The sequence below is a fragment of the Wolbachia endosymbiont of Cylisticus convexus genome (genome assembly GCF_003344345.1).
The window spans coordinates 1-25699 of the sequence record NZ_QPIP01000017.1 but is presented as its reverse complement, the minus strand read 5'-3'; the positions used below and the strand labels follow the sequence as shown (position 1 = coordinate 25699).

At 33.8% G+C, this 25699-nt stretch carries 20 protein-coding genes and 3 pseudogenes; 10 read left to right on the top strand and 13 right to left on the bottom strand.

Annotated elements, in window-relative coordinates; genetic code table 11:
* Window positions 1–19: 19 nt before the first annotated feature.
* The 8 genes and pseudogenes from Wcon_RS13015 to Wcon_RS03190 all read right to left on the bottom strand — a co-directional run bounded on the left by Wcon_RS13015 (window position 20) and on the right by Wcon_RS03190 (window position 5723).
* Window positions 20–265, bottom strand: coding sequence for an ankyrin repeat domain-containing protein (locus Wcon_RS13015; protein ID WP_410543451.1), 246 nt, complete (start codon window positions 263–265; stop codon window positions 20–22).
* Between the two features lie 6 nt (window positions 266–271).
* Window positions 272–1338 (bottom strand): annotated as a pseudogene (locus tag Wcon_RS13010) (hypothetical protein); the annotation flags it as partial.
* A 212-nt stretch (window positions 1339–1550) separates the two neighbouring features.
* Window positions 1551–1667 (bottom strand): Hsp20 family protein, encoded by a 117-nt coding sequence (locus tag Wcon_RS12445; protein ID WP_255565472.1) that lies wholly within the window; start codon window positions 1665–1667, stop codon window positions 1551–1553.
* A gap of 41 nt (window positions 1668–1708) precedes the next feature.
* Window positions 1709–1801: an Hsp20/alpha crystallin family protein gene (locus Wcon_RS12440; protein WP_255565471.1), complete on the bottom strand. Its 93-nt coding sequence runs from the start codon at window positions 1799–1801 to the stop codon at window positions 1709–1711.
* 988 nt (window positions 1802–2789) lie between these two features.
* Window positions 2790–3731 carry an ankyrin repeat domain-containing protein gene (locus Wcon_RS03205; protein WP_114517199.1) on the bottom strand — a complete coding sequence of 314 codons (942 nt, stop codon included), beginning with the start codon at window positions 3729–3731 and terminating at the stop codon, window positions 2790–2792.
* Window positions 3732–3781: 50 nt separating this feature from the next.
* Entirely contained in the window at window positions 3782–3961 is a 180-nt protein-coding gene (locus Wcon_RS03200) for a hypothetical protein (protein WP_114517198.1), read from the bottom strand.
* Between the two features lie 371 nt (window positions 3962–4332).
* Window positions 4333–4407 (bottom strand): annotated as a pseudogene (locus Wcon_RS13295) (N-acetyltransferase); the annotation flags it as partial.
* Between the two features lie 44 nt (window positions 4408–4451).
* Window positions 4452–5723 (bottom strand): ankyrin repeat domain-containing protein, encoded by a 1272-nt coding sequence (locus tag Wcon_RS03190; protein WP_114517197.1) that lies wholly within the window; start codon window positions 5721–5723, stop codon window positions 4452–4454.
* Between the two features lie 654 nt (window positions 5724–6377).
* Here Wcon_RS03190 and Wcon_RS03185 point away from each other — a divergent pair.
* Window positions 6378–7256, top strand: coding sequence for a leucine-rich repeat domain-containing protein (locus Wcon_RS03185; RefSeq protein WP_114517196.1), 879 nt, complete (start codon window positions 6378–6380; stop codon window positions 7254–7256).
* A gap of 632 nt (window positions 7257–7888) precedes the next feature.
* Here Wcon_RS03185 and Wcon_RS03180 read toward each other — a convergent pair.
* Window positions 7889–8422, bottom strand: coding sequence for a hypothetical protein (locus Wcon_RS03180; RefSeq protein WP_237350004.1), 534 nt, complete (start codon window positions 8420–8422; stop codon window positions 7889–7891).
* A 397-nt stretch (window positions 8423–8819) separates the two neighbouring features.
* Between Wcon_RS03180 and Wcon_RS03175 the strand changes: the two genes are divergently transcribed.
* On the top strand, window positions 8820–10331 hold the full coding sequence (locus Wcon_RS03175; protein ID WP_114517195.1) for a hypothetical protein: 1512 nt from the start codon (window positions 8820–8822) through the stop codon (window positions 10329–10331).
* Between the two features lie 8 nt (window positions 10332–10339).
* The gene (locus Wcon_RS03170; protein ID WP_114517194.1) at window positions 10340–17794 is read left to right on the top strand and encodes a latrotoxin-related protein; all 7455 of its coding nucleotides are present in this window, start codon (window positions 10340–10342) and stop codon (window positions 17792–17794) included.
* A 9-nt stretch (window positions 17795–17803) separates the two neighbouring features.
* On the opposite strand, the gene Wcon_RS03165 is transcribed toward Wcon_RS03170, so the two are convergent.
* The gene (locus Wcon_RS03165; protein WP_114517193.1) at window positions 17804–18715 is read right to left on the bottom strand and encodes an Rpn family recombination-promoting nuclease/putative transposase; all 912 of its coding nucleotides are present in this window, start codon (window positions 18713–18715) and stop codon (window positions 17804–17806) included.
* A 61-nt stretch (window positions 18716–18776) separates the two neighbouring features.
* Between Wcon_RS03165 and Wcon_RS03160 the strand changes: the two genes are divergently transcribed.
* The 6 genes from Wcon_RS03160 to wmk (Wcon_RS03140) all read left to right on the top strand — a co-directional run bounded on the left by Wcon_RS03160 (window position 18777) and on the right by wmk (Wcon_RS03140) (window position 23820).
* Window positions 18777–19457 (top strand): helix-turn-helix domain-containing protein, encoded by a 681-nt coding sequence (locus tag Wcon_RS03160; RefSeq protein WP_237350003.1) that lies wholly within the window; start codon window positions 18777–18779, stop codon window positions 19455–19457.
* Complete coding sequence (locus tag Wcon_RS11830; RefSeq protein ID WP_237350002.1) at window positions 19447–19704, top strand: transcriptional regulator; 258 nt, start codon at window positions 19447–19449, stop codon at window positions 19702–19704. The genes Wcon_RS03160 and Wcon_RS11830 overlap by 11 nt, the downstream gene beginning before the upstream one ends.
* 187 nt (window positions 19705–19891) lie before the next feature.
* Entirely contained in the window at window positions 19892–20548 is a 657-nt protein-coding gene (locus Wcon_RS03155; protein WP_114517192.1) for a JAB domain-containing protein, read from the top strand.
* Window positions 20549–20684: 136 nt separating this feature from the next.
* Window positions 20685–21857: a hypothetical protein gene (locus tag Wcon_RS03150; RefSeq protein WP_114517191.1), complete on the top strand. Its 1173-nt coding sequence runs from the start codon at window positions 20685–20687 to the stop codon at window positions 21855–21857.
* A gap of 105 nt (window positions 21858–21962) precedes the next feature.
* Window positions 21963–22859, top strand: coding sequence for a WO male-killing family protein Wmk (wmk, locus tag Wcon_RS03145; protein ID WP_114517190.1), 897 nt, complete (start codon window positions 21963–21965; stop codon window positions 22857–22859).
* Window positions 22860–22884: 25 nt separating this feature from the next.
* Window positions 22885–23820 (top strand): WO male-killing family protein Wmk, encoded by a 936-nt coding sequence (wmk, locus tag Wcon_RS03140; RefSeq protein ID WP_114517189.1) that lies wholly within the window; start codon window positions 22885–22887, stop codon window positions 23818–23820.
* Window positions 23821–23900: 80 nt separating this feature from the next.
* Here the strand turns inward: wmk (Wcon_RS03140) and Wcon_RS03135 are convergent, their stop codons facing one another.
* From Wcon_RS03135 to Wcon_RS03125, 3 genes and pseudogenes are all read right to left on the bottom strand, one after another.
* On the bottom strand, window positions 23901–24116 hold the full coding sequence (locus tag Wcon_RS03135) for a hypothetical protein (RefSeq protein ID WP_147269139.1): 216 nt from the start codon (window positions 24114–24116) through the stop codon (window positions 23901–23903).
* Window positions 24117–24190: 74 nt separating this feature from the next.
* Window positions 24191–24493: a hypothetical protein gene (locus Wcon_RS03130; RefSeq protein ID WP_114517187.1), complete on the bottom strand. Its 303-nt coding sequence runs from the start codon at window positions 24491–24493 to the stop codon at window positions 24191–24193.
* Window positions 24478–25392 (bottom strand): annotated as a pseudogene (locus Wcon_RS03125) (patatin-like phospholipase family protein). Before Wcon_RS03125 ends, Wcon_RS03130 begins: the two are co-directional and overlap by 16 nt.
* Between Wcon_RS03125 and Wcon_RS03120 the strand changes: the two are divergent.
* Window positions 25391–25699 (top strand): phospholipase D-like domain-containing protein (locus tag Wcon_RS03120; RefSeq protein WP_410543450.1); only part of this gene is annotated, 309 nt, incomplete at its 3' end. The pseudogene Wcon_RS03125 and the gene Wcon_RS03120 overlap by 2 nt on opposite strands.

The following is a 25699-nucleotide window of genomic DNA, read 5'->3' as shown; positions in this document are numbered from 1 at the left end:
TCCATGCTTCAATAGTACTTCAGCTACTTCTAAATCTACCTTTCCAAGCAGCAAAATGCAAAGGAGTATTTTCTCCAAGTCCAAGGTTTCTTGCATTAACATCTGCTTCATGCTTTAATAGTAATTTGACTACTTCTAAATCACCTTCCCAAGCAGCAGCATGCAAAGGAGTATATCCTTGCTCACTTTTTACATTAACATCTGCTCCATGCTTCAATAGTACTTCAGCTACTTCTAAATCACCTTCCAAAGCAGCAAAATGCAAAGGAATATGGTTATTGCTACAAATAGGTGTTCTTAGGCCTTCAAGATGACTGTTTACTTTCAGCGAATCGTCCAAATCATGCTCTATTTTTTGTGTTTTTATCTCAAATTTAAATCCTAATTTTTCGCAGAATTTTTGAAAATATTCTCTAATAAGATCAAACAAGTTTCTACCTCCCTCTTTATAATTTTTTAATTCCTTAGGAACAGTAAGTGATAATTTACCACTTTTATGGGTTACACCATCCTTTCCATCTTGAGACTCAAGTGTAAATTCCAGCGAGGTGGATAGAACACATATTTTTTCTCCTGGATTATCAAATTTGGTTACAGGTATTTCCATATCAGACTTTACTCTTATATTATTATGGCCAGTGTAATCAATATTCATTACTTTGTCAGGGTCTTGAAGTGTTAATCGATAATTGCTCAGTGCAGAGTGACACTCAATAAATATACCTGCTGCGTATCCTGCTTGATTACAATTAGTAACTAATTCTTCTAAGATAGGGGCACTTGGAACTTCTGCTTCAGCATATTTAAACATTTCCTTAAAAACTTCTTTTACAAATGGGCGGTAGTTCTTATTCTCATCTCCTACTTTTAGTAATAAATGCATATGCTTTCTTCCAGCATTGTAAAATCTCTCAAAATCTCTACCATACGAATTGGTTTTCTGATAATCAGGAATTTCAGAATTTTTGCAGTGACTTTCCCATAATTCACGTAACGCATTATGTGCAGATTCCTTTTCAAGATCCTTGAGGACTGAATCAACAAAAGCCTTACCATAATCTGTATCTATTTCTCTTTGTTTTTTCTTGCGGTTTCAGTGCTATATATATCATAACTATTAAAAAGGTTGTTTTCGCGATATTTAGCTCCTTCCATTAACGCAGAGGTTAAAACTGTATCTATAATTTTTCCATTAATAACAAAGCTCATTCTTGGAAAATCGAAATACATTGTTTCACCAGAGTTTGCTGATTTATTACTCTCGCCAGCCTTTAATTTACTAAAACCAAATTCTTTAATTTTAGCCTTCAATGTAACTATTGGATTTGCTTCACTCATACTCCCTCTTTACTAAAGTCTTCAAAGCTAATTATACCATAAGAATTATTAATAGACTATTGACAATATGTAAGCGTAACAAAGGCTTTACACTATCTGTATAATAAATACGCTAAGACGAAAATTTAGATCTAGAAAAGATAATGGAACTTTATTACATTCCATCTATAATGATTTAAGCCTCAAACTAGAAGCCTGCTATTACTTACTGGTTACTTTACATCAATTTTCTTGATGTGTTTCTCCGATTTAGGTATGGTTACATGCAATACTCCATCTAAAAAATTAGCAGATACTTTATCTTGCTCTACATTTACTGGAAGCTGAATAGACTTATAGAAAGAGCCATAGTATCTTTCTCGATGATAAACTACTTATCTTTTGACTCGTTATCACACGTCTTTTCACCCTTCACTATTAAGCTATTGCCAGATATACTAATGTCTATGCTTTCTTTGGAAATACCTGGTAACTCTAGTGACAGACAATAGCTTTCTTTTGTTTCATAAAAATCGCAAGCTGGTAATAGACTACTACCTCTTCTGGAAAGCTCTGAGTCCCATCCTGTAAAGAAGCTTCAAATATGTTACTCAACGGCCCTTTGTAATCCTCTTACACTACGGTTATTGTTTTTATTTGAATGAACTATATTACTCATGTTGTACCTCCTTTTACTAATACATGCATTACATAATCATTCCACTTACTAATTTCAATCCTAAATCTAAAGTCAGAACTTTTGTTAAATGTGAAAAGCTGTTCCAATTTACTATAACTTGATTATAAGAAAAAATTTTGGCCTTAGTTGATTAATAATAGATTTTATTACCTCTACCCACTTAGGACCATAAGAATATGATGGAGAGATAAGAAAGCTGCTGAAGTTTTTACAGTAAACCTGCATGTTCAGCAGAATAAACAAACACATGCTAATATTAGTAGAGAGTTATTTATAAGTCAACTAACTTTTTCAAAAAGTATTTTAGTGAGAGTACCATACTAATTAGTGTTATAAAGAATTGAATTATTTACTCCTTCAAAAAAAGTCATACATTTGTGAGAATAAGCCGCGTAAAAATAGGGTTGTGAAATCTTTGCAACAAAGCTAAACAAATTAGTTCATACAAAAATTTAGTCTAAATTGGCCAATTAATCACTTAAAATCCGTATCCGTTCAGGCAATGGCGTCAACTTAAGGAAAAATATCAGCGATCGTGTATAAAATTTCTCTCTAAAATTTTTACCATTAAATTACCTAAAAACTGCAAGAAATAGCACTTTTGTTTTTATTTTATTTCAACAAAGAAGTTGCTAAGGTAGGCTCTTAAGTTGACGCCATTGCCTGCCCTGTCAGTATACTCAAAAAATCATAAGCATCGGAATAACCTTTTAACAAAAAAATACAAAAGGAAGGTAAAAGATAGTCCTCCCTTCTGCTTGGGCTTTTGTTATCAAGCTTTTTCAGGTACTTGTTGGTCAGCTACTTCTAAGTCAGGTTTATCCAGCTTATTACTAGGCTTTGATACTGAATATGTAATACCACCAGCAATAACTCCTATTACTAACGCAGCTGCTACAGCTATGCCAGCTATAGCCAATATTGATAACTCAACGCCGGCAATACTGCATCCAATACCTATTGTCAGTGCAGTTATAATACCCAAAGTAACACCAGTTTTTATTGCTTTGCTAATTATTTGTTTAGTTTCTGCCTCTTTTAAAGGCTGTATTATATTTTTATCTTTAGCTAGGCATCTCGAAGTTTCACCACACTCATTATTGTAGAAGAGGGATCGTTTAGGCTCTTGAACTTGAATTGTTGCTTTTCTTAAGTTTTCTATATCTTCATTACTTAAATATTCAGCGATCTTACGACTAAACGGACCTTCATGCCCTACATGTTCAGTAAATATCTCACCTATAATTCTCTCAGCTATCTGCAAATTATCCAATCTCTGATTTCCTATTTTGAGTTGATGCTTTAGATCATTACTATATATAGGAAATTTACTTTTATAGTCACCTTCTGATGTTTTTAATAAAACTCTCCTCCATGCACTATATGCTAATTTATTACTATCATCTGTCAAAACATTGTAAAACGTAACATTATTATAAATCTTTTCTTCCTTCATTCTTTTTACTTCATCTAGACATCTATTCCAATATTCCGACTGTTTTGTTAAAGGAAAATAACCATCTTCTAAAAGAAAACCCAGATATACTGTTTCAGATAGTTTGAACTCAAGTTCACGTACTGCTAGAAATTTTACTATCTGCTCATAATCCTCTCTTCCTGAATATATGGAAGAAGGTTGATTAGCGAAAGTAGCTCCTCTATCTAATAGAGCTCGCAATATTCTTGGACTCCTATTTGCAACTGCCCCTGCCAACAACCCGGCACCTAAACTCCCCTTATCACCATTGACTATGAAAGAATGATCTATATCAAAATTATATCCCTTCCACTCTTTATATTCACCTTTACTTTTTCTTTTAATTTTTCCTTTATTTTATCGATTACATTATGCTCATCTAAGCTACTTTCACCTTCTACCGTATTAAATATACATCTCCAATCATCAATGCCAATATCAGTACCGCGACTATTCAAATCACCCATAATCTCCTCCTACTAAAAAGACAATATAATTTAATTATTATATATTTTAATAAGAAAGTCAAGATTAATATACTTCTTTATACTTTATATAAGGTTATTAATAGCTACTTTAGCTTCAGAAACATACTAAAAATTAGCGTCGTAAAAATCTTGAATGTTTACTTTTTCAAAATACATAAAAATAGTACATATATTTGCGAGAACACGTTGCGTAAAAATGGAGTTATGAAAATGAAAGGTTTACATTATTGCAACAAAGCTAAGCGGGTTAGTTCATATCTAAATGTGACAAAAGTAGGCTAATATAGCTGATTTTACGGCATAGTAAAGTTACTATAAATAAAGATTCGCATGGATCCAGCGGTGTACGTGGGTGTTTCTAACCACTTTAGTAGTAATGAAAAGTGTTCCTCGCTCAACGCTTTGAATGCGATATTTTTATTCATCATTACACCGTGTTTAGCACAAGGTTATGCAAGAAATCTAATACTTAATGCTTGCTTCCCGCAGATAAAAGCTCTATCATCTCTTTATAACCATGATAAATAGCATAATGTAGAGGAGTAAATCCTTCTTTATCTACTATATTAGCATCAGCTTCCCCCTTTAGTAAGAGCTCTACTATTACTTTATCATTAATATGCACAGCAAAATGTAAAGGAATCCACCCAGATTGATCCAGTGCATTAATATTTATTCCTTTTGCAAGTAAAAACTTCACCATTTCCTTATGACCTTCCGAAGCAGCTGAATGTAAAAGAGTAAATCCTTCCTTATCTACTGTATTAATATCAGCTCCCTCCTGGAGTAAAAATTCTACCATTTCTTTATTGCCATGGTGAATAACATAACGTAAAGAAGTCCACCCGTGCTGATCTGCTGCATCAATGTTTGCTCCTTTTTCAAGTAAAAACTTCATCGCTTCTTTATGACCTTGCGCAACAGCAACATATAAAGGAGTCCACCCATGCTGATCTGCTGCATTAACGTTCGCTCCTTTTTTAAGTAAAAATTTCACTAACCCTTTGTGACCATTTCCAGCAGCACAATGTAACGGAGTACGTTGCTCTCTATCTACTGCATTAATATTTGCCCCTTCTTTAAATAACAATTCCGCTATCTCTTTTTTACCACTCAAAGCAGCAACATGCACAAGGGTGCATCCATTCTCATCTGCTAAGTTAACATGCAACCCCTCTTCTATTAGTCTTTGAAGTTGCTTTATATCTCCTTCCATAATAGTAGCATAAAGCTGTTCAGTTGACTTCATAAGTGGTGTATCCATATGTGCATTCCAAAACTCAAAACCCTCAGTATGACTTTGGGCTCCCTCGTAAAGATGATTTAAAAAGGTATTTACATCAGATAAGTTTGCTGTTTCTACTACTACAGGGCGGTAAATTGCTAGACCTTCTTTACTTTTCGCTGAACGGTAAGGTATTGCAAGAACAAAAGTTATTCCTTCTGGATCTCTGATTTCATTTGCACGAATAAAGAGCGACTCATAACGCTTACTGTTTTGTGTCCAAAAACCATCATGGGCAAGTAGTGCATAATCACCGCATGGAGAAGAAAGTATAGACTGAAATTCCTCTTGAGCTTTGGATACTGCATGTAAGTATGAAACATCATCTGGCACTTGCTCAAACAAATATTTGCCTGAATTTTGCACAGCAATTAGTGGTACAATATTCTCCCCATCTTCTAATTGCCAAACCATGCGAGCTGTGAAAAAACCGATAAATTGTGCAAAATCATTCATATGTAAAATTTATAACTGTATGCAACTATTTATACTACATTTAAATTTCAATAAAACGAAGAAAGATCTTTTTGTCTACTAATTTTCTACTAATGTGCTACAAATCAGCGTAATAAAGATTTTAATTATTGACTCTCTCAAAAACCGCAAAAAATACGTATATTTGTGAGAACAAGCCGCATAAAAACAAGGTTATGAAAATAAAAACATAAAATTGTTGCAACAAAATTAGGCAAACTATTTCATATCTAAATGTGGTAAAATAGGCTAATATAGCTGCTTTTACGATATAGTAGAATTATTATATAGAAAAGTTCGAACGGTACACTTGGTAGACCAACGCATCCCAAAGAAAAATGTTCTCACGGTTCTTGGTTTTGGGTGCTGGAGACGAGTATTTTATCTTAAAACTTTAATAATATATATTAAAGGGCTAGCAATAATAAATTTGGAAATTTATGATAATTTTCTACCTTTAATCAATATCATTCCTTAAAAAAGCACTCCTAAACTTCTTCATCACTTTACTGGATAAGGTCAGTTCAGAGGTTTTTCTATAAATTCTCACGTAGTCTATTAGACGTCAAATAAAGTAGTTGATGGTGCTGGAATACTAAGCTAAAATACTTAGATAATGTAGATTAGGAGGGTGAAGTGGATTTTAGCCAATTTGTGGAGGGTAATGCCTTAGTAATACGCTTTACTGCAGTCAATGTAAATGAGTTGATAAAGTTTTTACAAGATAATAGGAATATTAGTACGCTTATTTTGCATGCTAATGGTATTAATGGTGAAAGTGGAGAAGTAGTATTAGCTAATTTTATTAATGCTGAAGATATAGAAGCATTAGCTAATGGTAACCTTGTAAATCTTACTAGACTTGATTTGATCGGTAACAAAATTGGTGATAAAGGTGCAGAAGCATTAGCTAATGGTAACCTTGTAAATCTTACTAGACTTGATTTGAATGGTAACAAAATTGGTGATAAAGGTGTAGAAGCACTAGCTAATGGTAACCTTGTAAATCTTACTAGACTTGATTTGGGTAGTAACGAAATTGGTGATAAAGGTGCAGAAGCATTAGCTAGTGGTAACCTTGTAAATCTTACTAGACTTGACTTGAGTCGTAACAGGATTACTAATAAAGGTCTAGAAGCATTAGATAAGAAAGTTTCAGATTTTATTTCCATTAACTTATTGTGGAATAGAGTTAATATTCTACCATTTTATGTGCATAAGGTTACAGCTACTGTTGCTCCTTTTGCTTGCTTGTTATTGTTAGGTTTAGGCGTAGCATCCTTTACAGGAGCTGTTACTTTAACTCCTACTGTTGGTATCATCGCAGCACTTTCTGTAGCTGTAGTAGCCTATAGTATTGGAGTTCTTGTAAGTAAAGTGGATAAAGAGAAGCACAGAAGTCCTAACATGAGTACGTTTGATGCTATTAAGAATGCGTTTTCTGATGTATATATTACTAGACATCTCGAGCCACGAGGTGGTTTCCCTTATGAAAGTGCAGAATTTCGGAGATAGGAGCAGTAGGCCTATAGTCTCTCTGTTTAAAATCTCAAGTGGTTTCTTGGGTATAGAGAGCTTTTAATTTTCAATTTTGCTTGCAAAGAGCTTCTATAATCTACAAACTTGACTTTTTTCCAGTACTATTTTTACTACTCCTAAAGTAAATTTATAGTGCTCTTAGCAAATGCAGTCAAAAACATCATTTTTGTCAAGTATGTGTGGCTATGGATGATATCCTTTTCTTCTCGAATCCACAAGGAAAAAATCACGTTTATTTTTCTTCAAATTGGGTAACTATAAATTATCCTAAACATTTCCTGTGCTATAAAAAGCATGAGATTCCTCTGCTTCTTTCATATTCTTTAATTCACTCAAATTGTGGAGGTAAATAATTTTAAGTCTATATTTTCTGTCCTTCAGCCAATGTTCTGTAGCAACAGCTTACTTATATGACTAGAAAAAGATACCACTTCTAAATTAATTTCCACTTTTAGGAAGAAAATCACGGGAAGGAATCTTATCAATAAGATTTCTCGTGCTACAATCAAATTCTAGTTAAGATCACTTCACCTAGAGTTATGTACACTTTATAGTTATAAAAAACAATCAAAAACCTCACAAGCCACGTATGAAATAAACCTAGTGCATCAATTTTTTAATTCTGACAAATTCTTCTTGCAGCTTATGATTTTAAGTGACCATAGGCCTACTGCTCCTATCAACAAACACACAGGTATTATTAACATAGATTTAATCATTACATTGGCCCCGTAAAATGGAATTCCATCAATAACTTTACCATCCCAGTAAAAATCTATTATGCTTGCAATAACAGTGTGAAAAAAATAACCAAAACTCATAACTATAGCATTACTTACAGATCCTGCACTTGCTACTGCATCATTTTTTACACAACTGACAATTTTAGTAGTTAAAGCAACTTGGTATGCAGAAGCAAAGCCGATAATAAATAATAATATACATGCTAAGAGTACATCAACATTGCACATAAAAAGTAATGAAAACACAATTATCATGGCCATAGCACAGGAAATCATTATTTCATAGTGCCTAGTTGGATACTTCACTAGTACATAAGGAAATAATAAAACCCCAAAACCAAAACCTATTAATATCCATTTTGAAATACTATATGAAATGTGTCTATCTATAGCGTACATCTCATGCAAGAATGTTGCAGACCATGCATTGTAAAGCCTTCTAATGGCCCAATCATAAAGCCACCGAATAAGCTTATCAATAAAATATCTTTAAAGATGAGCTTGGTTGCTGGAGATGATTGTATTATTAAATTTAGTGATATATGCTAGTGTACCAGTGTTGACTATTGAAAGAATAATCAAGGGAGGTTTATAGCAATAATGGAATTTAGCCCTTTTCCATTAATGAATAACATGATTTTTCGAGCGCTGACTTTAACTTGGGAAATGTAATCCAACATTAGGATAATACAATTTGTTTTGTAAAGGCATTAGTAACATAAAATTTTTAGTTGTACCTTTATGATAATAAGGTTATAAAAGGGCAGGTTATACTTTGCTGGGGGTAAGTTAAGTAGTGAATTACATCTTAAAGCCATCGCTTGAGCATATAACTCTAGTTAAGATAGCCATCACGTTGTGGAACCAGGATGACATTAGAGCCTTAACGGCAAGGTTCTATTTTCGATCGTTAATTCTCAGTGAAAGACGGAAGGAGTGGCAAGTAGTAGAAGATAGGGTAATAGAAAAAATACCAGGGCTACTGTTACCAGGACCCCTAGAAAAGAAAGTATTGAATTTTATCAAACCAATAGGCCTGGAGATATTAAAATGGAGGGAGTATCATGATCAAAACTCCTATCTTGGTATAGATCTGCCAAATGAACTTTGTTGGACATCACAAGGGACGGTAGATCAAAAGAAAACAGCAGAAGTATTAATTAAGGATGAGAATTTAGATATTACCATACGCTATAGACTGGCATGTATTTACTGCTTAGAGGATGATATTCGGGAATTATGGAACAAAATACCTGAAAATCGGAGAAAATCTTTTTATAGCGAAGAAGATCCAAGAAAAGTTAGGCAGCAGGAATTAGTGGTTCTTTGGACATATGATATAAAAGGGGAAGTGAATAAGCTGGATAACATGATTGAAAGAAGATGGCAAAGTAAGTGTTCTCCTTATCAATATGCATTCGAATATGCAGCAGTTGGTGGTAATAAAGCGGCAGCTGAATATTTTTTGCAAAAACTAACCTCTAGGGAAAGAGAAGAATCTTTGGTAAGATCTGCAGGATATGTAGCAAATAGACGTTGTAACTCTTCTCGCAACCGTACCGATCTTCCTAAAGAATGCTATGCTGATGTTTTATGTTTTTTACTCTCACAAATGGACAAAGAGCAAGAAGCAGAGGTGTTTAAAGGCTATCCTCGTAAAGTACTGAAGTGTTTTTTGGATTGGCCATGGCAAAATCTCTTTATGGAAACAGCAAATCGTATGTGGGATTTTCTTTCCGAAGAGGATTATAATTATTTTTTGAGAGAAACGGTCGATAAAGTAATAGAGGGCCACAAAGATTATGACTATCAAAAGCTTTTTGGGGAACTTTGGCAGCAAAGCCCTAATGCTAGCCAAAGGTATGTTATAGGTAAATGCGCATCGAGTGGATTTTTGTTGTCAGACTTATTTAAGATTGAAGATGAAGAAAATGTTAGATTAATCTTAAATAATGCTACCGTTAAAGAGAAAGAAGAAATTATCTTTTATTATAAAGGGAAGAATATTTGTGAGAGTTTAATTTATAATAATAAATGGGATTCACTGAAATTCTTTGTTCAAGAGTGTATATCGTCCAAAGAAGTAATGATTAAGTTTAAAGAAGAGTTCAAGGAACGTATTATACATCGTCGCTCGGAAGAAGAACTAGAGAGAGAAAAAGGTATGTGGAATAAGTTTTTTCAATTACTAGACGATCTTGCTCAGGAAAATAATAAAAAGAGAAGCATGGAAGAAGGTGGAAGTAGTCCGGCTAAGAGGCTTTGTAGTATAGAATTTAAAGAGGTAGCACATAGTATGAAAAAATAGATGAAAAAATGCCAAAAGCAACAGCTAAAACAAAACACATTGAACATAAGCCTGAATTAATAGAATTGTTACTTACAGAACCAATTAACTCAGGTAACAATAAAGGTAATCCGGTTCTTCCAATAGACAGAGAGAAGCCTGTAGGATTTGCTGAAAAATACAGTTCATTGCTTTATGAAACTCCAAATATTGGTTCAACATCTAAAAAAGAGTTTTTTATTCATGGCTTATTGGGTTCAATTTTAACGCTTCCTGATAGCGGACTGATGGAAAAACTTGGCATCGATAAGGTGTATGTTAAGCACACTATGCGTACTGAGCGGGGTAGTGATAGAAAAGTAAAAGTTGTATCTGATGTTATAAAGCTATGCTTTTCTTTTAAAAAGGATGGAAGAAAACAAATAGCCCTTAGGGTTTTTGTAAATGATGAAATTACAGGCGATAAAAATCCAGAAGATAAATGTCATTATAGTGATGATGAACTAAAAGAAATAGCAAAAAAACTGGATATCTCTGATATAGACAATATAGACGAACATGTGTTTCGTATTCGTACTGAAGGAGACTCAAACAATAAATTATTCAGATTACATAAATGGCAAACAGATGGAGTAAAAGAAAAATTTAAAGCGGCAGCGTCTTCTCAATCTCAGGTTAATAATGAGTTTAAAGAGATTAGTGTAGCTCAGTCTATAAACTTAGAAGATTCATTAAAAAAGCTTTCTGATGAAGGTGTAAAGGAAGTAATGGGTGGCACAAAAGATATTTTTGGTAGATTGACTGAGGTATATGAAGGTAATCAAGAAAAATTTTCGCTAGGCAATTCAGAAGCAGCGTATCATGGGTTTCACTACGGAGCTTTAGCATTAAATTTTAAATATCGCTATGATCTTAACTGTTACGTTGAGCGTACTGCAGGTAACGGACGTGCAGATCTAATATTTATATCACGTACAAAGGATGCAAATGGTAGGATGAATTCAAAACCTACTCCAGTAGTTGTTGAATTTAAATCAGGGGATCATGCTGTTGATGAAGCCATAGCACAGATCGAGAACAAAGGTTATTTGTATAACCTAAACGTTAGAACTAAAGCAGAAGAAGCGGTTATAGTGGGGGTGAGTCGTGCTAAAGTAAAGACAGAACAAGCTAAGATTTTTCAGTCACGAGGCTTCCTGCAGCAATTATTAGAGGTGAAAAAGTTCAGTCAGAATAATATAGATACAATTAAGGGTGAATTAAAAAATCTGTATTATTCAATTCAGAGCCACGAGCGGCACTATTTAAGTAAGTTAGTACTCGGACAGGTTTTAGCTGTAGACGGTAATGGATTAGATAAATATATTTTTACTTATACAGATCAAGACAAAAGCATAGGAGGAGAAGCTACCACATTTGTGCTATCAAACAAGGCCGAAGGTAAGGCGGTAATATTAAATATTATAGAATGTAGTGCTGAGCAGAGAGTACCTAGGGAGAAAAAGAAATTTGATAGTAAAAGGATTCCCCCAATTGATGAGCTGAAAATTAATTCTGCAGTTAAAATTGATGTAACAATAAACACGGGAGTAGAGCATAAACCAGATGGGTTTGAAGTAGAAGGTAGAGAAGCTAAATCTTATTATCAGTATATAAATATAGAAAAAATCTCAGGTGGTTCTCAAGGTAAGTTTCGTGGTCAATTTGAAAAGATAGAGAATGTTAAGGTTGGTAATTTAGTTAAAGTTCTACAGGAAAGTATTAACAGAAGAACAAGGGGTAACAAAAAAAGAAGTGAGGAGAAGCTAAAAGAATCATTATCTCCTTTAGCGGAAGCCTTGTTTCCTTTCAAGAGATTAATCAAAAAAGAAATAGACTTTCAAGCAATAATACAAGGCTTATTTATAAATGGAGAAACTGAAGATGGTAAAGAGATTAGAGTGTATATGGAGTCTAATGCACCTGCACAAGGAAGAATGGACCTAGCGTTATCTTTTACACAACTATCAAAAAATGTTTGCTCTTTCATAGAAGATGATCCAATTATCATAGAATTAAAGTATGCTACTAGCACATCTAATGCAGATAAGGAACTAAAGAAAGCAGAAAAACAGATGGGTGAGAAATATACAATTCTCAGGTCTTTCACTAATAAAAAGACAGCTAAGCATGTAGCTATGGTTTTCAATATTGGAGCCAAATATAAGAATGATGTGATCAAGGTAAGCACGCAGGATGTTAAGGTTGACCATACTTCCAGTAGCTCTCCTGAAAAGAAAAGACCAGGATCTCCACTTGCTGGGTGCTCCAAGAAGAGGAAAACAAGAAGTACAGGAATGCCATGCATAGACTCGGGTGATGGGGAAGAAATAACAAAAGAAGAGAAAGAGAGACGCATAAAAGAACTGTTTAATACTGATGAAGGTAAAAACATAATAAAGTACTCTGAATTCTACGAGCAGTTTTACAAAGTTTTTCAGCAGGGTAAAGCAACAAATTCAGACATAAAAGATCTTGTAGATAAAACGAAATACTTGGATTTAGATTTATTGGATGTGGAAGTTAAAGATATTGTAGAGAAATTTAAAGCAAATGTGGAAAATCGCGAAACAATAAAAGAAATAATCAGTGTACCTAAGGTGCGGGAGAAAGTAGGCAAAATATCTAGCTGGGGAATGCGTGGTTGGATGATTGGTAATATTTTAGGTAATGCTGTAGATGATAATATAGAAAATGCAGCAAGAGGTGTAGCAGTTCTTATTGTCGATTCAGCAATAGCAGGAGTAGCAGGTGGTGCTACGCCAATAAGCTGGTATTTTATGGCACGTAGTTTGGGAGATGATATAGAAAGGCTTGCAGCTGGTGACTCAAGTACAGACACTATAGTCAAAACCAGTCTTGATGTTACTATTTGGGCCCTGTCATTTCTTGCAATTACAAATCCAGAACTTGCTCCGATTGTAGATATTTTAATAATTGGAGAGCAAATTTATCTAGCAGTAAAAACAGTTGAAGCAGAAGATAAGATTGTTCACTTAACTAGTAGGGAAAAATTTGAAGAAGGATTGCGTGCGTTTTTTGGTATACAACCTGAAAAGTATATACAGAAGTTAATGGAGGAAGGACAAGTTGGTAACCAGTTAGTTAAAAATGCTGCTGAATTTTTAAAGGACCATTCTGATATTAAAAGATATGTTTTTCCTACTGGAAGGCTAGGTGATAATTGTAAGACTACATACACCCATAGCATATCTAATGCTGAGGGCCATCCTAGTAGATCAGATGGAAAATGTCCTGAGGGAGAAGGATACCATCCTTTTGGAGGTTATTGTACAGAATATAAAGATACACAATGTAGCAAATTTAAGTCAGATGATAATAGTATAGTGTTATTAGATAATAAACGTACCGATGTAAAATGGAGTAGAGCCAGGCTAGATAATCCAGATGGAGGAGAGGTGTTTTGCCAACCTGGGAAGCTATCTGGTAATTCTCATGAGTATGTGCCTGTACCCCATCCAACTTACCTTTGTGACAATGCAATAGGTTTATCTTACTTACTCGGTAGGACAGGGGATAATACTCTGATTGATTTAGGTGATGGTAAGGATGAGGTAGTAGGATTTAATGATGAACCTAATATCTTTTTGGTAGGCAATGGCTACAAAAACTTTGCTGGAGGGGGAAAAGATGATGTGTTTATTATAAATGGAGAAGGGTTTAAAGGAGTCTTAGATGGAAAGGGTGGGATTAATGTTTTGAATTTAGCAAATTTTGCACCGAATATGAATGATATATCTGTTTGCTTAAAGGAAGGAGCCTTAAACTCGGATCAAGAAATAAAAAATATGCATAGCGTTTTAGGAAGAAAAGACAAATCAGATTGTATTCATGTTGCTTGTAATACTAAATATGTGGATGGTCAAGGTGGAGAGGATAAAATAATAATTGATAGTGAAAATTGTAATTATGATTTACGCGTGCTGTTACATGATGGTATTGTTATACATAACAATGCAAAGGATGGTAATTTTGATTATTATTTGCCTTTTGAGTCGGGAATAGCTCATTTACATACGTATAATGACTCTAATTACGCTAAACATGCTGTTGTGCTTAGCAATATACCAGCTAATACAGCAAGCATTGATATTACTGACACCAATGAAGGAACAGAAAAAGCTGTTGATTTTAAATTTGAATCAAGCAAAAAAAATGAAGTAAAATATACTGTTGTGCACCACTCATACATGGGGGCTCTATTATCATTCAAGTTCATGTTGGAAAATGGTGGGATAATTAACAATCGAGCGTCAGAAGGAGTTTTTAATTATATTGTTAATCAAAGGGTCACCTTAATGGAATTAGCGCCTAATAACAATGCTCAACACACAGTTATGTTTGCTAACTTGCCAAATGATATAGAGTGTGTTCACGTTACAATGGAGGAAAAAAACGGAGAAATAGAGTTTAATTTTACGTCAACAAATGACATTAATGTAAGGACTGTTTATTCTCAAAATCTATTACCATTGTCATTCCAACTAGTAGCAAAGCCTAATGTTACTATTGTAAATGATGCAAGAAATGGAACTTTTTATTATATAGTAATGCATGGTCAAAATCAGAAAGGAGAAATCAATTTTAAACTAGGTAAAGAAGGAGAATTTGTAAATCATATCTTCTCATTTGACTACATATTTAGTGATATTAAGAGTATTAAATTAAATACAACAGATGATACAAGACATGTTACCTTTAACTTGGGACCACTAATAGCAGATCCTGCACTTGAATATTGCATATATATGATAAAAAATATTGTAGTTACTAACAAAGGTATTGCAGTTAATTTTCGGGACGAAGCTAATCGGTTAGTGCTACCAAGGTTTAAGGATGAAGAGAGTATTCTTGTAGGTAAGGTAACCTGTCAGATATTTAAAGGTTTTTTGAACTATGACCTGCCAAAAAATAGGGCTGATTTTCCAAAAGAATTGAATATGACAAAAATTGCTTCTTTACTACACTATGAACATCTAGAAGTAGATTATGATAATTTCAACATTACCATCTCAGATAAATACAACAAGTTTCGCATCCTTTGTATCTACTTAATAGAGCACTCAGATATGAAAACGCTTATTAACTGTGATCGGCGTGTTGACGTTAAGGTTAATATACGTAGTATGGTGAACACTACAGATAACGCTGTTTATAAATTTCAAGATGGCACAGAAGTGAAATTTATTAACGATAATGTACATATATTTCATAACACTAAAAAGCATGTTGATATGATTATCAGTCATTATTTAGAAGTAGCACATCGCTTAAATGCAGTGCTTGTTATCAACTCAATTTCTGATAAAGAAGTTATTGCTATTGGATGTAAGGGTAATGAAATTATATATAATGACCCTACAAGCAAAAGTCATCTAGTTGGCTATGGTGGCGAAAACTTATATTCTATTATTTCAGGTAAAAAAGAGCTAAAAATTAGTGAGCTTCCCATCCCTGAAGTTAATATCTATTATCGCAGTAATCTAACAGATAATTTAGATTTATCAAAAGTGATCAAGCAGATAAGGAATGATCTGAACATAGAGCAAAGTTTTAATATTACTTCAGATAATAAAGATGTATCGATTAATGTTGTAATGTCTAATGGAACAAAGGTACTAACAGTAAGATTAAAGGATGGGGCAGATTGGTATCAGAAACTTCACATTTACTTAGATAGTAAGGTGCCTGTACAACTTGAAAACAAAGATGGTAATTGGAAATTAAATTCAATACCTGGCTTTGGGGAAAGTAAAGTTATTTTCACTGGCTCTGTGAGGTATTATCAGCCAAGTCAAAAAAATTTACAGATTTATCATAATCAACCTGAGAATAAACACCAAATTGGCATAATTGATTTAAAAAGCAAATCTATGTTGGATTATAGTATGCAATTAAATCAGACTACGGGTAGTTTAGTGCTGTCATCTGAAGGTGATACCTCTTTAACAATAGAAAATTGGGTTACTAAAGAAGCTGCAAGAAAAATGATATTTACTTTTAATGATACAATAGTTTCTAACTTACAATGTGTAGCCTCTACTTGTAATCCAGAAGATATTATAGAGGAGTTTGATAAAGAAAAAACAGTTCTCAAGAATATTGGTATAGTTAGATTGTCCTTAAGTAGAGAAGTTGTAAACAGGTTTATAGATGTAGATAAATATTTTGCAGGCAATGATGCTAGCGCTATGACGAATCACGGTAAAACACCTCTGGAAGTGGCACGTGAGTATGATAACCTAGAGGTAGTGAACTTTTTTGAGAGAGACGGAGAAAGTGCACAAAGACATAAGTGTCAAGGTGGTAGTATAGTTCAAAAGTTATCATTAGGTAGCATAGCCAACCAAAAATTAGAAGAGTTAAATTCCAAAGCACTGGATGAATTATTAGGTCAATTTAAATGCTTAGTACACCAGCAGCCTGATAGTTTGCGGCATAATAAAGATATACTACAACATATTCTGCAAGAAAGTAAAGGAGTAGAGTTATTGGTATGGTTAATAGTAAGAGAGTATAGTATTTTATCGTTAGAATACCCTAATAGAACAAAGCATTCATTATTAAAAGGCTTAGATGAATGTTTCAATACAGTTATTAATAAGAAGTTTGTCGTTCGTCTTGTGAAGTTACTAGAACATGACGATGTAGTACCAAGAGTAGAAAGGTTTATTAGAAAGCATAAAGTAGAGCTAAAAGGGAAAATATTTCGTAGTTCACAACAGCGTAGTCGTCGCAGCATTGAAGATGATAATTCTGCAATAGAAAGTACGAGCGGAACAAACAAGCTGTCTTCTTGGGTAAATGTTTTTGCTGATACTCTAGTAGGTGCTGTTAAAAGTATTTCTCAGTTTATCTCTTCTCCTTTTAAGCCGGCTATAGGCATGGAATCTTCTAAGGCTATTACAACTCAAGGTGCTGATATAAATGATACGCTTCTTCTGCTAGATGTATTCGTAAGAAAGATTACAGGTCAAAAGTATATTTCTACAGTAGATCGGTCTATATCTCAACCAGAAGCACAGGTCTATGCATCAACAATCATGAAGGAATTTGAGAAAGTATTGAATGAAACAGCCACTAAATCAGGTATATCAGTAGAAAATCTAAACTTTGATCCTGTGGAAGTACAATCAGCTATAGTTGGGCAAATAGTAAGTGAAAAATTTTCTAAAATATCAAAAACTCTATATTCATTTGCAAAAGAAGCATGTCCAGAATTAAAACAAACTGATAAGTTTCTAGCTCATTTAAAAAGCAATTTAGAGGAGAAAGAAACTGTACTGCTACAACAAAAAATAGAGAAACCTTCTGAAGTCTTAGATCAACAAGTTTCAAGAAAAGTAGAGCTACCTAAGAGGCCTAATACTTTCTTAAACAGAACATCAGTAGTTAAAGGAATAAGCAGTGTGTTAGAGCGATAAATCAAGGAACTATATGGTCTTTTCTGCCTGTAACTGCTTGATCTCATCAGGAGGAAGACCTGTAGTTTGTGATATGATGTCAATAGAAATGCCAGCCTTAAGTAGGTTTTTAGCCACTTCAATTTCTCTTTCTTTTCTGCCTTTTTCATGGCCGATTTGGATGCCTTCTAGTCTACCTTTGTGAGTAGCATCATCGAGTTTTTGAGCAAGGACAGCCTGTTCATCACGAATACGCTTGATCTCTTGTTCATAGGCTATAAATTCTTTTTCTGACCAATTGAACCTATTTAGTTCTTCATATGCTCTTTTAATTATTAGATCACTTCCTATTATTCTCTCTAGCTCTTCTTCACTAGTTTCGTCTGCATATCTAAAGAAGTAGACCCATTTTTCAACTATACTTGAAAGCTGATCTTCTTTTGTTTTTGGAAATTTAGGCAACTCAATAAATATAAAGTAAAAATCTTTTAGATCATGCTCATTAGTATCTTCATCCCGAATAGTATGCTTTGATTTGTACTCAGATTTATCAGGAAATAAAATACAATCTGCTATAGCAATAAAGATAATTTCCTTAAGGTCATGGTATTGATCACCTTTATCAGCCTGTCTTGAGTAAGCTTTAGCAGCATAATATTGGGCACGTTTCTCAAAGCCTTTAGTTTTAGCGACCTGCATTTCAACTATGACTTGCAGCCCATTTTCATCTCTACAAAGAACATCAACAATGCTTTGTTTTTTAGAAGCAATATCAGGGTCTTGAATAGTACTTAAGAACTCTATATCCTGTATTGCATTTTTTCCGGAAAAGCCGAGAATATCATTAAGGAAGTGAATAAGAATATCTTTATTTTTTTCAGTACCGAAGATGCGCTTGAACGATATATCATTCTTGGGATCGAGAAACTTCGAAAGAGCCATAAGAGATCAACCTAAAAAGCATTAACAATTATACACAATTGTGAAGAAATATTCAACTAAAATGCAAACATTTTGTATATCTTTATTTGGTAGTATTAACTTGTATAATATTTATGGTAAATATCTCGATAAGGTACCAAATAGCGCAAAAAGTAAGGAGCTGGAGGTTAAAAAGAAAATATACTCTGAAAGATTTAGTAGGCAAAACAGGCATAAACTATCATACGCTGCTAAGCAAGGAGCATGTGGCATTCCAATTGAGAAATTAAAAATATTAGCAGATGCATTATCAGTTCCTATTAGAAATCTCTTTCCAAGACGAAAAGTACTAAAAGAAGATAGTTGCTTCGACAAAGCCAAGACCCAGGAAATGTATAATTTCATAGAAAAAACAGGAGGACACAAAGCAATTTATGCATTAACCAAATCTGTCCGAGCTGAGGAAGAAAGTAATATAAAAGCAGCAAGAATAAGAATTGCAAAGAATCTAGTTAAGGCAGGGTTTGATACTGAGGTTATCTATCAAGCAACGGGCTTATCAATTGAAGAATATGCTGATAAAGAGAGATACGAGCCAAACGGAGGACAAGAGATCAAGAAGTGGAGAATAATCAGAGAATATACACAAGAAGAGTTAGCAAAAAAGCTTAATGTGGGATCCTCGCAAATACATCATTATGAGCAAGGTAGCGTTACTCTTTTAAGTGAAAGGTTGTGGGAGATAGCAAGAAGTGGATGTTGAAGATCTGATAAAGGAATACAAAGAAAATGATTGCGAAGCAGAAAATGAATTATTAAGTTTGGCAAGAGAATATAGAAAAATTGACAATCAAGAATCACGAGATGAGCTAAATATATGGGTAGAATTTTTCTTGCAAAGAAAGCAAATTTACAAAGAAAAGATTTACAAAACAGAGGAAATGAAAGTTGCAAATAATTTACTTCAGTTAGGTTTTTCTACTGATGTTATTTCTAAAATAATTGATTAATAACAACCTTTTTACATAACTTGAAAATAAATATGTATTAATATCTTTGCCTATTCATGAAAAAATAAGTAAAAAAGATTGAAAAATTGATTTGACTTCACTCGGAAGCTATGGCTCTATGCCAATGCTGATAAAAAGCAGCAGTAAATATTAAAAAAAAGTTTGTTGTTAGTGAAGGGTAAATTATATGAATAAAAGTAAAGAAGAAATCGAATTCAGAATATTAGAAAGCAAAGGAAAAGCACTACTTGATCGTGAAATAATGGAAACGTTTCTAAGTGCAGTACATGAAAGACCACAGGCTCAAGAAATTGCTAAAAATCTGGTGAATAGCTATACGGAAGTAGGAAGAATTTTAGGTCGAGAAATGGATGATCTGAAAGTTATAGAAGGAGTAACTGATTCTGCAGTAGCAATGATTATGTGCGTTAAGGAAACGCTAGAAAGGGTACTGAGAGAAAAGCTTAAGAGTGAACCAATAATGGACTTACAAGGGCTAGTAGAATACTTGAACGTAAGTATAGGTCATGCAGAGAGGGAATGTGTAAAAATACTGTACTTGAATAAAAGGCGTCAACTAATTGGAGAAGAATCCTATATTGGTGAAATGGAAAAAGCACCAGTATACATAAAGGAAATTACAAGAAAGGCATTAATAAAAAATGCAGCATTAATAATAATGTCACATAACCATCCTGGAGGAAGCTTAGAGCCGTCAGAAGAAGATCAAGCAGTAACAAAGAGCTTAGCAGCAGCATGTAGTACTATAAGCGTTAGATTATTTGATCATATTATTATCACAAGTGGGGGCTATTTTAGCTTTAGAGAAAACGGATTGCTATAGCAGAAAGAAAGAATTTAGTTTCTAAACTGATTTAGTAGAAAATATTTGCAAATCCACTCACTATAATTTATAATGAGTAATAGAGTGTATAACAATTGTACACTTAAAAAGTATTTTTAATAGTGGAGGTAATTGTATGAGTAATAAAATAATCGTACCTTTTGGTGATAAGGAAGGAGGCATCTACGAGTTAAACGTTGATCTTGATAAATTATCAAAAGGTGAGATGCTAAATGCTATTATAGGAATTGGGCGTGCTAACCAGCAGTCCACTTTTGTAAGCAAAATTAATAAGGCTAAAAAGGTTGGAGAAGTGCCCTCCCCTAATAGAGACGTTCAAATCAACTACGGAAAGGGACTTGATTACATATATGGCACAAAACCTGTAAGCGATCAAGCAGAAGATTTAAATCCGTTTACTTCAGCTTTAAAAAAAATAAAGCCAAATACAGAAAAGTTGAGCTGGTTTAAAAGTGCTGTAGTAAGAGCAAAAAGTCCAAGTGAACTGCACAAGGCTGTAGACGAAGCACTAGCTGCTGGAGCAAGGCTAAATGCATGTAATGATGGCGAATGGAGCTTCGCAGAATATGTAGTATTAGGTACACATTTTCACAGATTAGAAAAAAGTGATCGAAAAAAGCTAATACGTAAATTAATGCTAAGTGGTGCAGAGTTTCATGATACTCTACTGCAGAATAAACTGATAGGTGAAATCTGTAATGAGCTACAACCAGAAGTTCAGCCACAGGTAGAGAAGCAACTAGAAGAACTAGAAAAAGCTGGCGAAAGTGCTGTGCAAGAAGGAGAATTAATAGATATCGAGATAGACAATACAACATCGTATATAGAATTTTCTGATGATAGTAAGGTAGAGGTAGCCAAAATACTGGAAGCAAACAGAGAGTTAGGAAGTAATATTTTAAAAATTGGCAATGATGCAGTTGAAATTAAAAGTGAGAAGGGAGGTATAAGAAACTATACCGATATGTCAGATGGCAGCTCTGTCATGTTAGAATTTCCTACGAGCATTGGTAAGCTAAATATTATATTGTACCAAGATATAAAAAAATATGATCAAGTACAAGTGAGAGTAGAAAACAAGGAAATGTGGGCTGAATTACAACAAAGAGGGGAAGAAATTGGAAAAAACTGCCTTTTTGGGGGAGTGAAACTTCAAGAAGCAGTAGAGAAAGGTAATTTCACTAGATGTGGCATATGGAGTGAAAAGCAGAAGGAGGTAAGTGAAAAATTGTTTTCATGGACAGACAAAATACGTGAAGGCAGTAAAGAGGCTTTTATGGGGCTTTAAACAACCTTCTTTCTCCATTTACAGTTAATTTTAAGGTTCCAGAGTTTACTGGAGCCTTAACAAAATTGAGCTATAGTAGAAAATATTATATGTAAGGTTCTTTTCGTGGAAAGAAGTCTAGACTATGAAGTAGGGCAAAAAGTAAAAAATTGGAGGTTAGAGCGAGGTTATACTCAGAAGGATTTAGCGGAGAAAGTTGGTGTAAAGTATTGGGTGATACTGCAATATGAGAAAGGGAACCGTAGAATTTCAATCGAAAGGTTATACGCTATAGCTAAGGCACTATCAATCAGTATTACGGATCTTATTCCTATATCAAAAAGCTGTCTTGAAGATGAGGGAGAGGAAATATTAGATCTAGTAAGAGAATATAAAAAAATTAATGGTCAGGAGTTACGTAGAATGTTTTGTTTATTAACCAAATTTGTCCAAATTAGTGAGAAAAGTAGTAGGAAAGCAGAGAAAGTAAAAATTGCAAAGGGTTTGGTTAAAGCAGGAGTTTCTATTGATGTTGTTTCACAAACAATTGGTCTCTCTGCTGATGAATGTGTTGAAGAAAAAACGGATTCTATCTATTACCAAATAGGAAAGAAGATAAAAGAATGGAGGCTAGTGAGAGAGTATACTCAAAAGGATTTAGCAGAGAAAATGGGTACAACACGTCACGAAATAAGCAATTATGAACAAGGAAGGACTGCTGTTCCACTTGATAAATTATATGAAATGGCAGAAACATTATCGATTAATATTACGGATCTACTAATAGATGAAGGTAGTAGAGTAGAAAATGAGCTACCTGATTTGATTAAAGAATACAAAGAAATTGAGAGCCAAGAACTACGTAATGCACTAATAAAATCTTTGTTTGAAGGCATACGGATTTGTGAAGAAAAAGTGAGGAAAGCGGAAAGAATCAAAGTTGCAAGGGATTTAGTAAAAGGGGAAATTCCTATTGATATTATTTTGCAAATAATCGGTTTATCCGCTGATCAAATTGCATGAAAATTTGTTTCTAAGTAAGGTATATATGTTTGTTTCTGTAAGCAATGTTAGTTCTATAAGCTGCAAAATAGGAGAAAAAATAGAAGATTGTAGATTAATGCAAAGGTGTACTCAAGCAGAGTTGGCAAGTAAAATCGGATTAGCATATCAAGAAGTAACCAATTATGAAAATGGGTATATTCCTATTCCAATTGAAGTACTATATATAATAGCAAGAGTATCATCAGTTGACGTTGTAGATTTATTACCTGAACCAGTAATAGTAAGGGAAGACAGCTATGAAGACGAGGAAATACTCTATCTAACGAAAATATACGAGAATCAAAAATTAGGCAAAATAGTACCTTCATTAGTCAGGTTTGTTCATATTAGCGAAAAAATCAATCAAGAAGAGGCAAGGTTGGAAATAGCAAAAAATCTAGTTAAAGAAGGAGTTTCTACTGATATTATTTCCCAAGCAACCGGCTTATCTACTTACGAATATAATGATACAAGAAAAGAAGTCTGCATTGATTGTATATATTACAGAATAGGACAAAGAATAAGAGAATGGAGATTGATAAGAAGATATACTCAAAAAGATTTGGCAGATAAAGTTGGTGTAACACTCAAAGAAATACATGAGTACGAAAGAGGGTATACCGCCATACTATTTGATAAATTATATGAAATATCAGATGCATTATCAGTGAATATTAAAGTTCTGCTGCCTAAAACAAATGAAGATAATGAAGAGAATAAACTACTCAATTTACTAAGAAAAACTGAAGAGCAAGAATTAGTGAAGGGATTAGTAGAATTTTTATCTAGGGATATGAAGAATAGCAAAGAGAAAGTAAAAAAAATAGAAAAGACCAAGGTTGCAAAAAATCTAGTTAAGGTAGGTATTGCTGTTGATATTATCTTGCGAGCATCTGGCCTAACTGCTGATGAGTTGGGTGAGTGTCCAAAAATGAATTGACTTGAATTCTGGATTAAAAACAGGGTACTCAGAGATATTATATTAAGATATAAGCAAAAGTAATTGTTTATTTAATAAATCTATTTGCCATCTCTGAAAATTTGCTTAGATTTCGCTTGTTCAACAGATACCTCTTCTAGTTTTTCTGGCTCAGCTTCGGGTCTTGCAGCCAATTTGCATTGTTTGATAACTTTCTTTAACGTTTTTACTGCAATAAAATTAATACTGAAAACACATGCCGAAGTTATGGCTAAGGCTGGAAAAGGGGCCAAATTAAACATCGGCAAAATTGCCACAATCGTGCCAGAAGTCAGTAAAAGCGCTAACTTTTTGCTTCCAATGATCTTATTTTTTTTAACCTTTATTGGGTTTAATTTTTTACTTTTGCTTTTAGCTTTTTGAAGCCTTTTTTGAACGTATTGCCCTTTTTTAGCTCTTTTTTTACGGGTTTTGCTTTCTTTATTTTAAAGCTTTTTATTTTTTCTTTTATTCCTTTTTTATCTTTTTTTGCTTTAGAGGTTTTCTCCATCATCTTTAGAGGTTGCTCATGTAGCGGTTTTGGCTTATCGTTTGAAGTTTTAGCTTCTTGGCCATTAGTATATTTTTCGGACGAAACTATGTTTTTTAAACCTTTCTTTGCTTTGTGGTATAATTTCTTTAGTTTGCTTGGCATTTCAAAAATTTATCTATTACTTCCTGGTTGTCCTCTATCATTGCATTTGCTTCTTGCTGAAGACATTTAATATTTTTAGGTGTTACATTATCCATCTCAGCCGACGCTATTGTCAGGTGTGATTGTATTCTTATATATCTGTCGTCCATTACGTTACCTAGTTGATAATTCACTACATCAAGGCTCGAAGCAAACATCACATTTAATAGGGGCTTTATCCAAGCTATTTTCCCTAATTTCCTGTACTTGATTCGATTAGATAGCCGACCTGTGCCGATTGATACCAGAATAATCTCTTCATTAGGGAAAAGTTTTTTACTGTTTGCATATGCACAAGCAGCTGGATTATTCGCAAATACTCCGCCATCCACCAGTACCATTTCTTTTTGGTTGACCTTAAGATACTTAGGTGCAAAATATGTTGGAGCTGCAGTTGTGGCTCTTAATGCATCTTTGAGTTTGATAAAATTTCTATCTTCTTTCCAGCTCTTAAAAAAGAAAGGATGGTTGTTATGAATATCATAACTGGTAAGCAGTACATTACTCAAAGTGTTTTGTAGAGTATCATCACCAAAATATTTTTCTAATATCGATTCGATGTTTTTGTGTGGGTATTATGCACAATTAAACCAAGATAGTATTGATCGTCTAAAGAATGAAGACTTAAAAATATATGGTCCATACTCTTGGTAAAGTTCAACCAAATCATTGGCTGAATATTGAGGTTTATCTTTTTTACATAATCCTGCCACAACAATCCCACCGGTTGAAGTACCAGCCATTAGATCAAAGATTTCAGCTACTCTCTTTCTTGTTCTTTTTTCTATTTCTGCTAGAATGATGGCTGGTATTATGCCCCTTATGCCTCCTCCGTCAACTGAAAGGATGTATTTTGCCATGGTTAGGTATTTATTGATTTTATTAACTTGTTCGCTTTTATCGGGATGTGTTTCCTGCCCAAAAGCCACAGTCTGCTTCACGCCTGGAGAAAATTGCACCAACCTAATAATTGATTCTGTAGACTATGCTAAAAAATCTGTGTTGGTTCAAGCATACCAATTTACCTCGAAGCCTATTGCTGAATCCTTGGTTCAAGCTAAAAAGCGTGGAGTTGATGTCATGGTTATTCTCGACGAATCGCAAGTTAGCTCAAAGTATAGTGTTATCAATGAGCTGTTTGAGCAAAAAATCCCAATTTGGGTAGAC

Bases quoted from the DNA above. Each gene is read 5' to 3' on its own strand.
- Wcon_RS03200 (WP_114517198.1), bottom strand. From the start codon at position 3,961: ATGGGTGATTTGAATAGTCGCGGTACTGATATTGGCATTGATGATTGG.
- Wcon_RS03190 (WP_114517197.1), bottom strand. From the start codon at position 5,723: ATGAATGATTTTGCACAATTTATCGGTTTTTTCACAGCTCGCATGGTT.
- Wcon_RS03180 (WP_237350004.1), bottom strand. From the start codon at position 8,422: ATGTACGCTATAGATAGACACATTTCATATAGTATTTCAAAATGGATA.
- Wcon_RS03170 (WP_114517194.1), top strand. From the start codon at position 10,340: ATGCCAAAAGCAACAGCTAAAACAAAACACATTGAACATAAGCCTGAA.
- Wcon_RS03165 (WP_114517193.1), bottom strand. From the start codon at position 18,715: ATGGCTCTTTCGAAGTTTCTCGATCCCAAGAATGATATATCGTTCAAG.
- Wcon_RS03160 (WP_237350003.1), top strand. From the start codon at position 18,777: ATGCAAACATTTTGTATATCTTTATTTGGTAGTATTAACTTGTATAAT.
- Wcon_RS03155 (WP_114517192.1), top strand. From the start codon at position 19,892: ATGAATAAAAGTAAAGAAGAAATCGAATTCAGAATATTAGAAAGCAAA.
- Wcon_RS03150 (WP_114517191.1), top strand. From the start codon at position 20,685: ATGAGTAATAAAATAATCGTACCTTTTGGTGATAAGGAAGGAGGCATC.
- wmk (WP_114517189.1), top strand. From the start codon at position 22,885: ATGTTTGTTTCTGTAAGCAATGTTAGTTCTATAAGCTGCAAAATAGGA.
- Wcon_RS03130 (WP_114517187.1), bottom strand. From the start codon at position 24,493: ATGCCAAGCAAACTAAAGAAATTATACCACAAAGCAAAGAAAGGTTTA.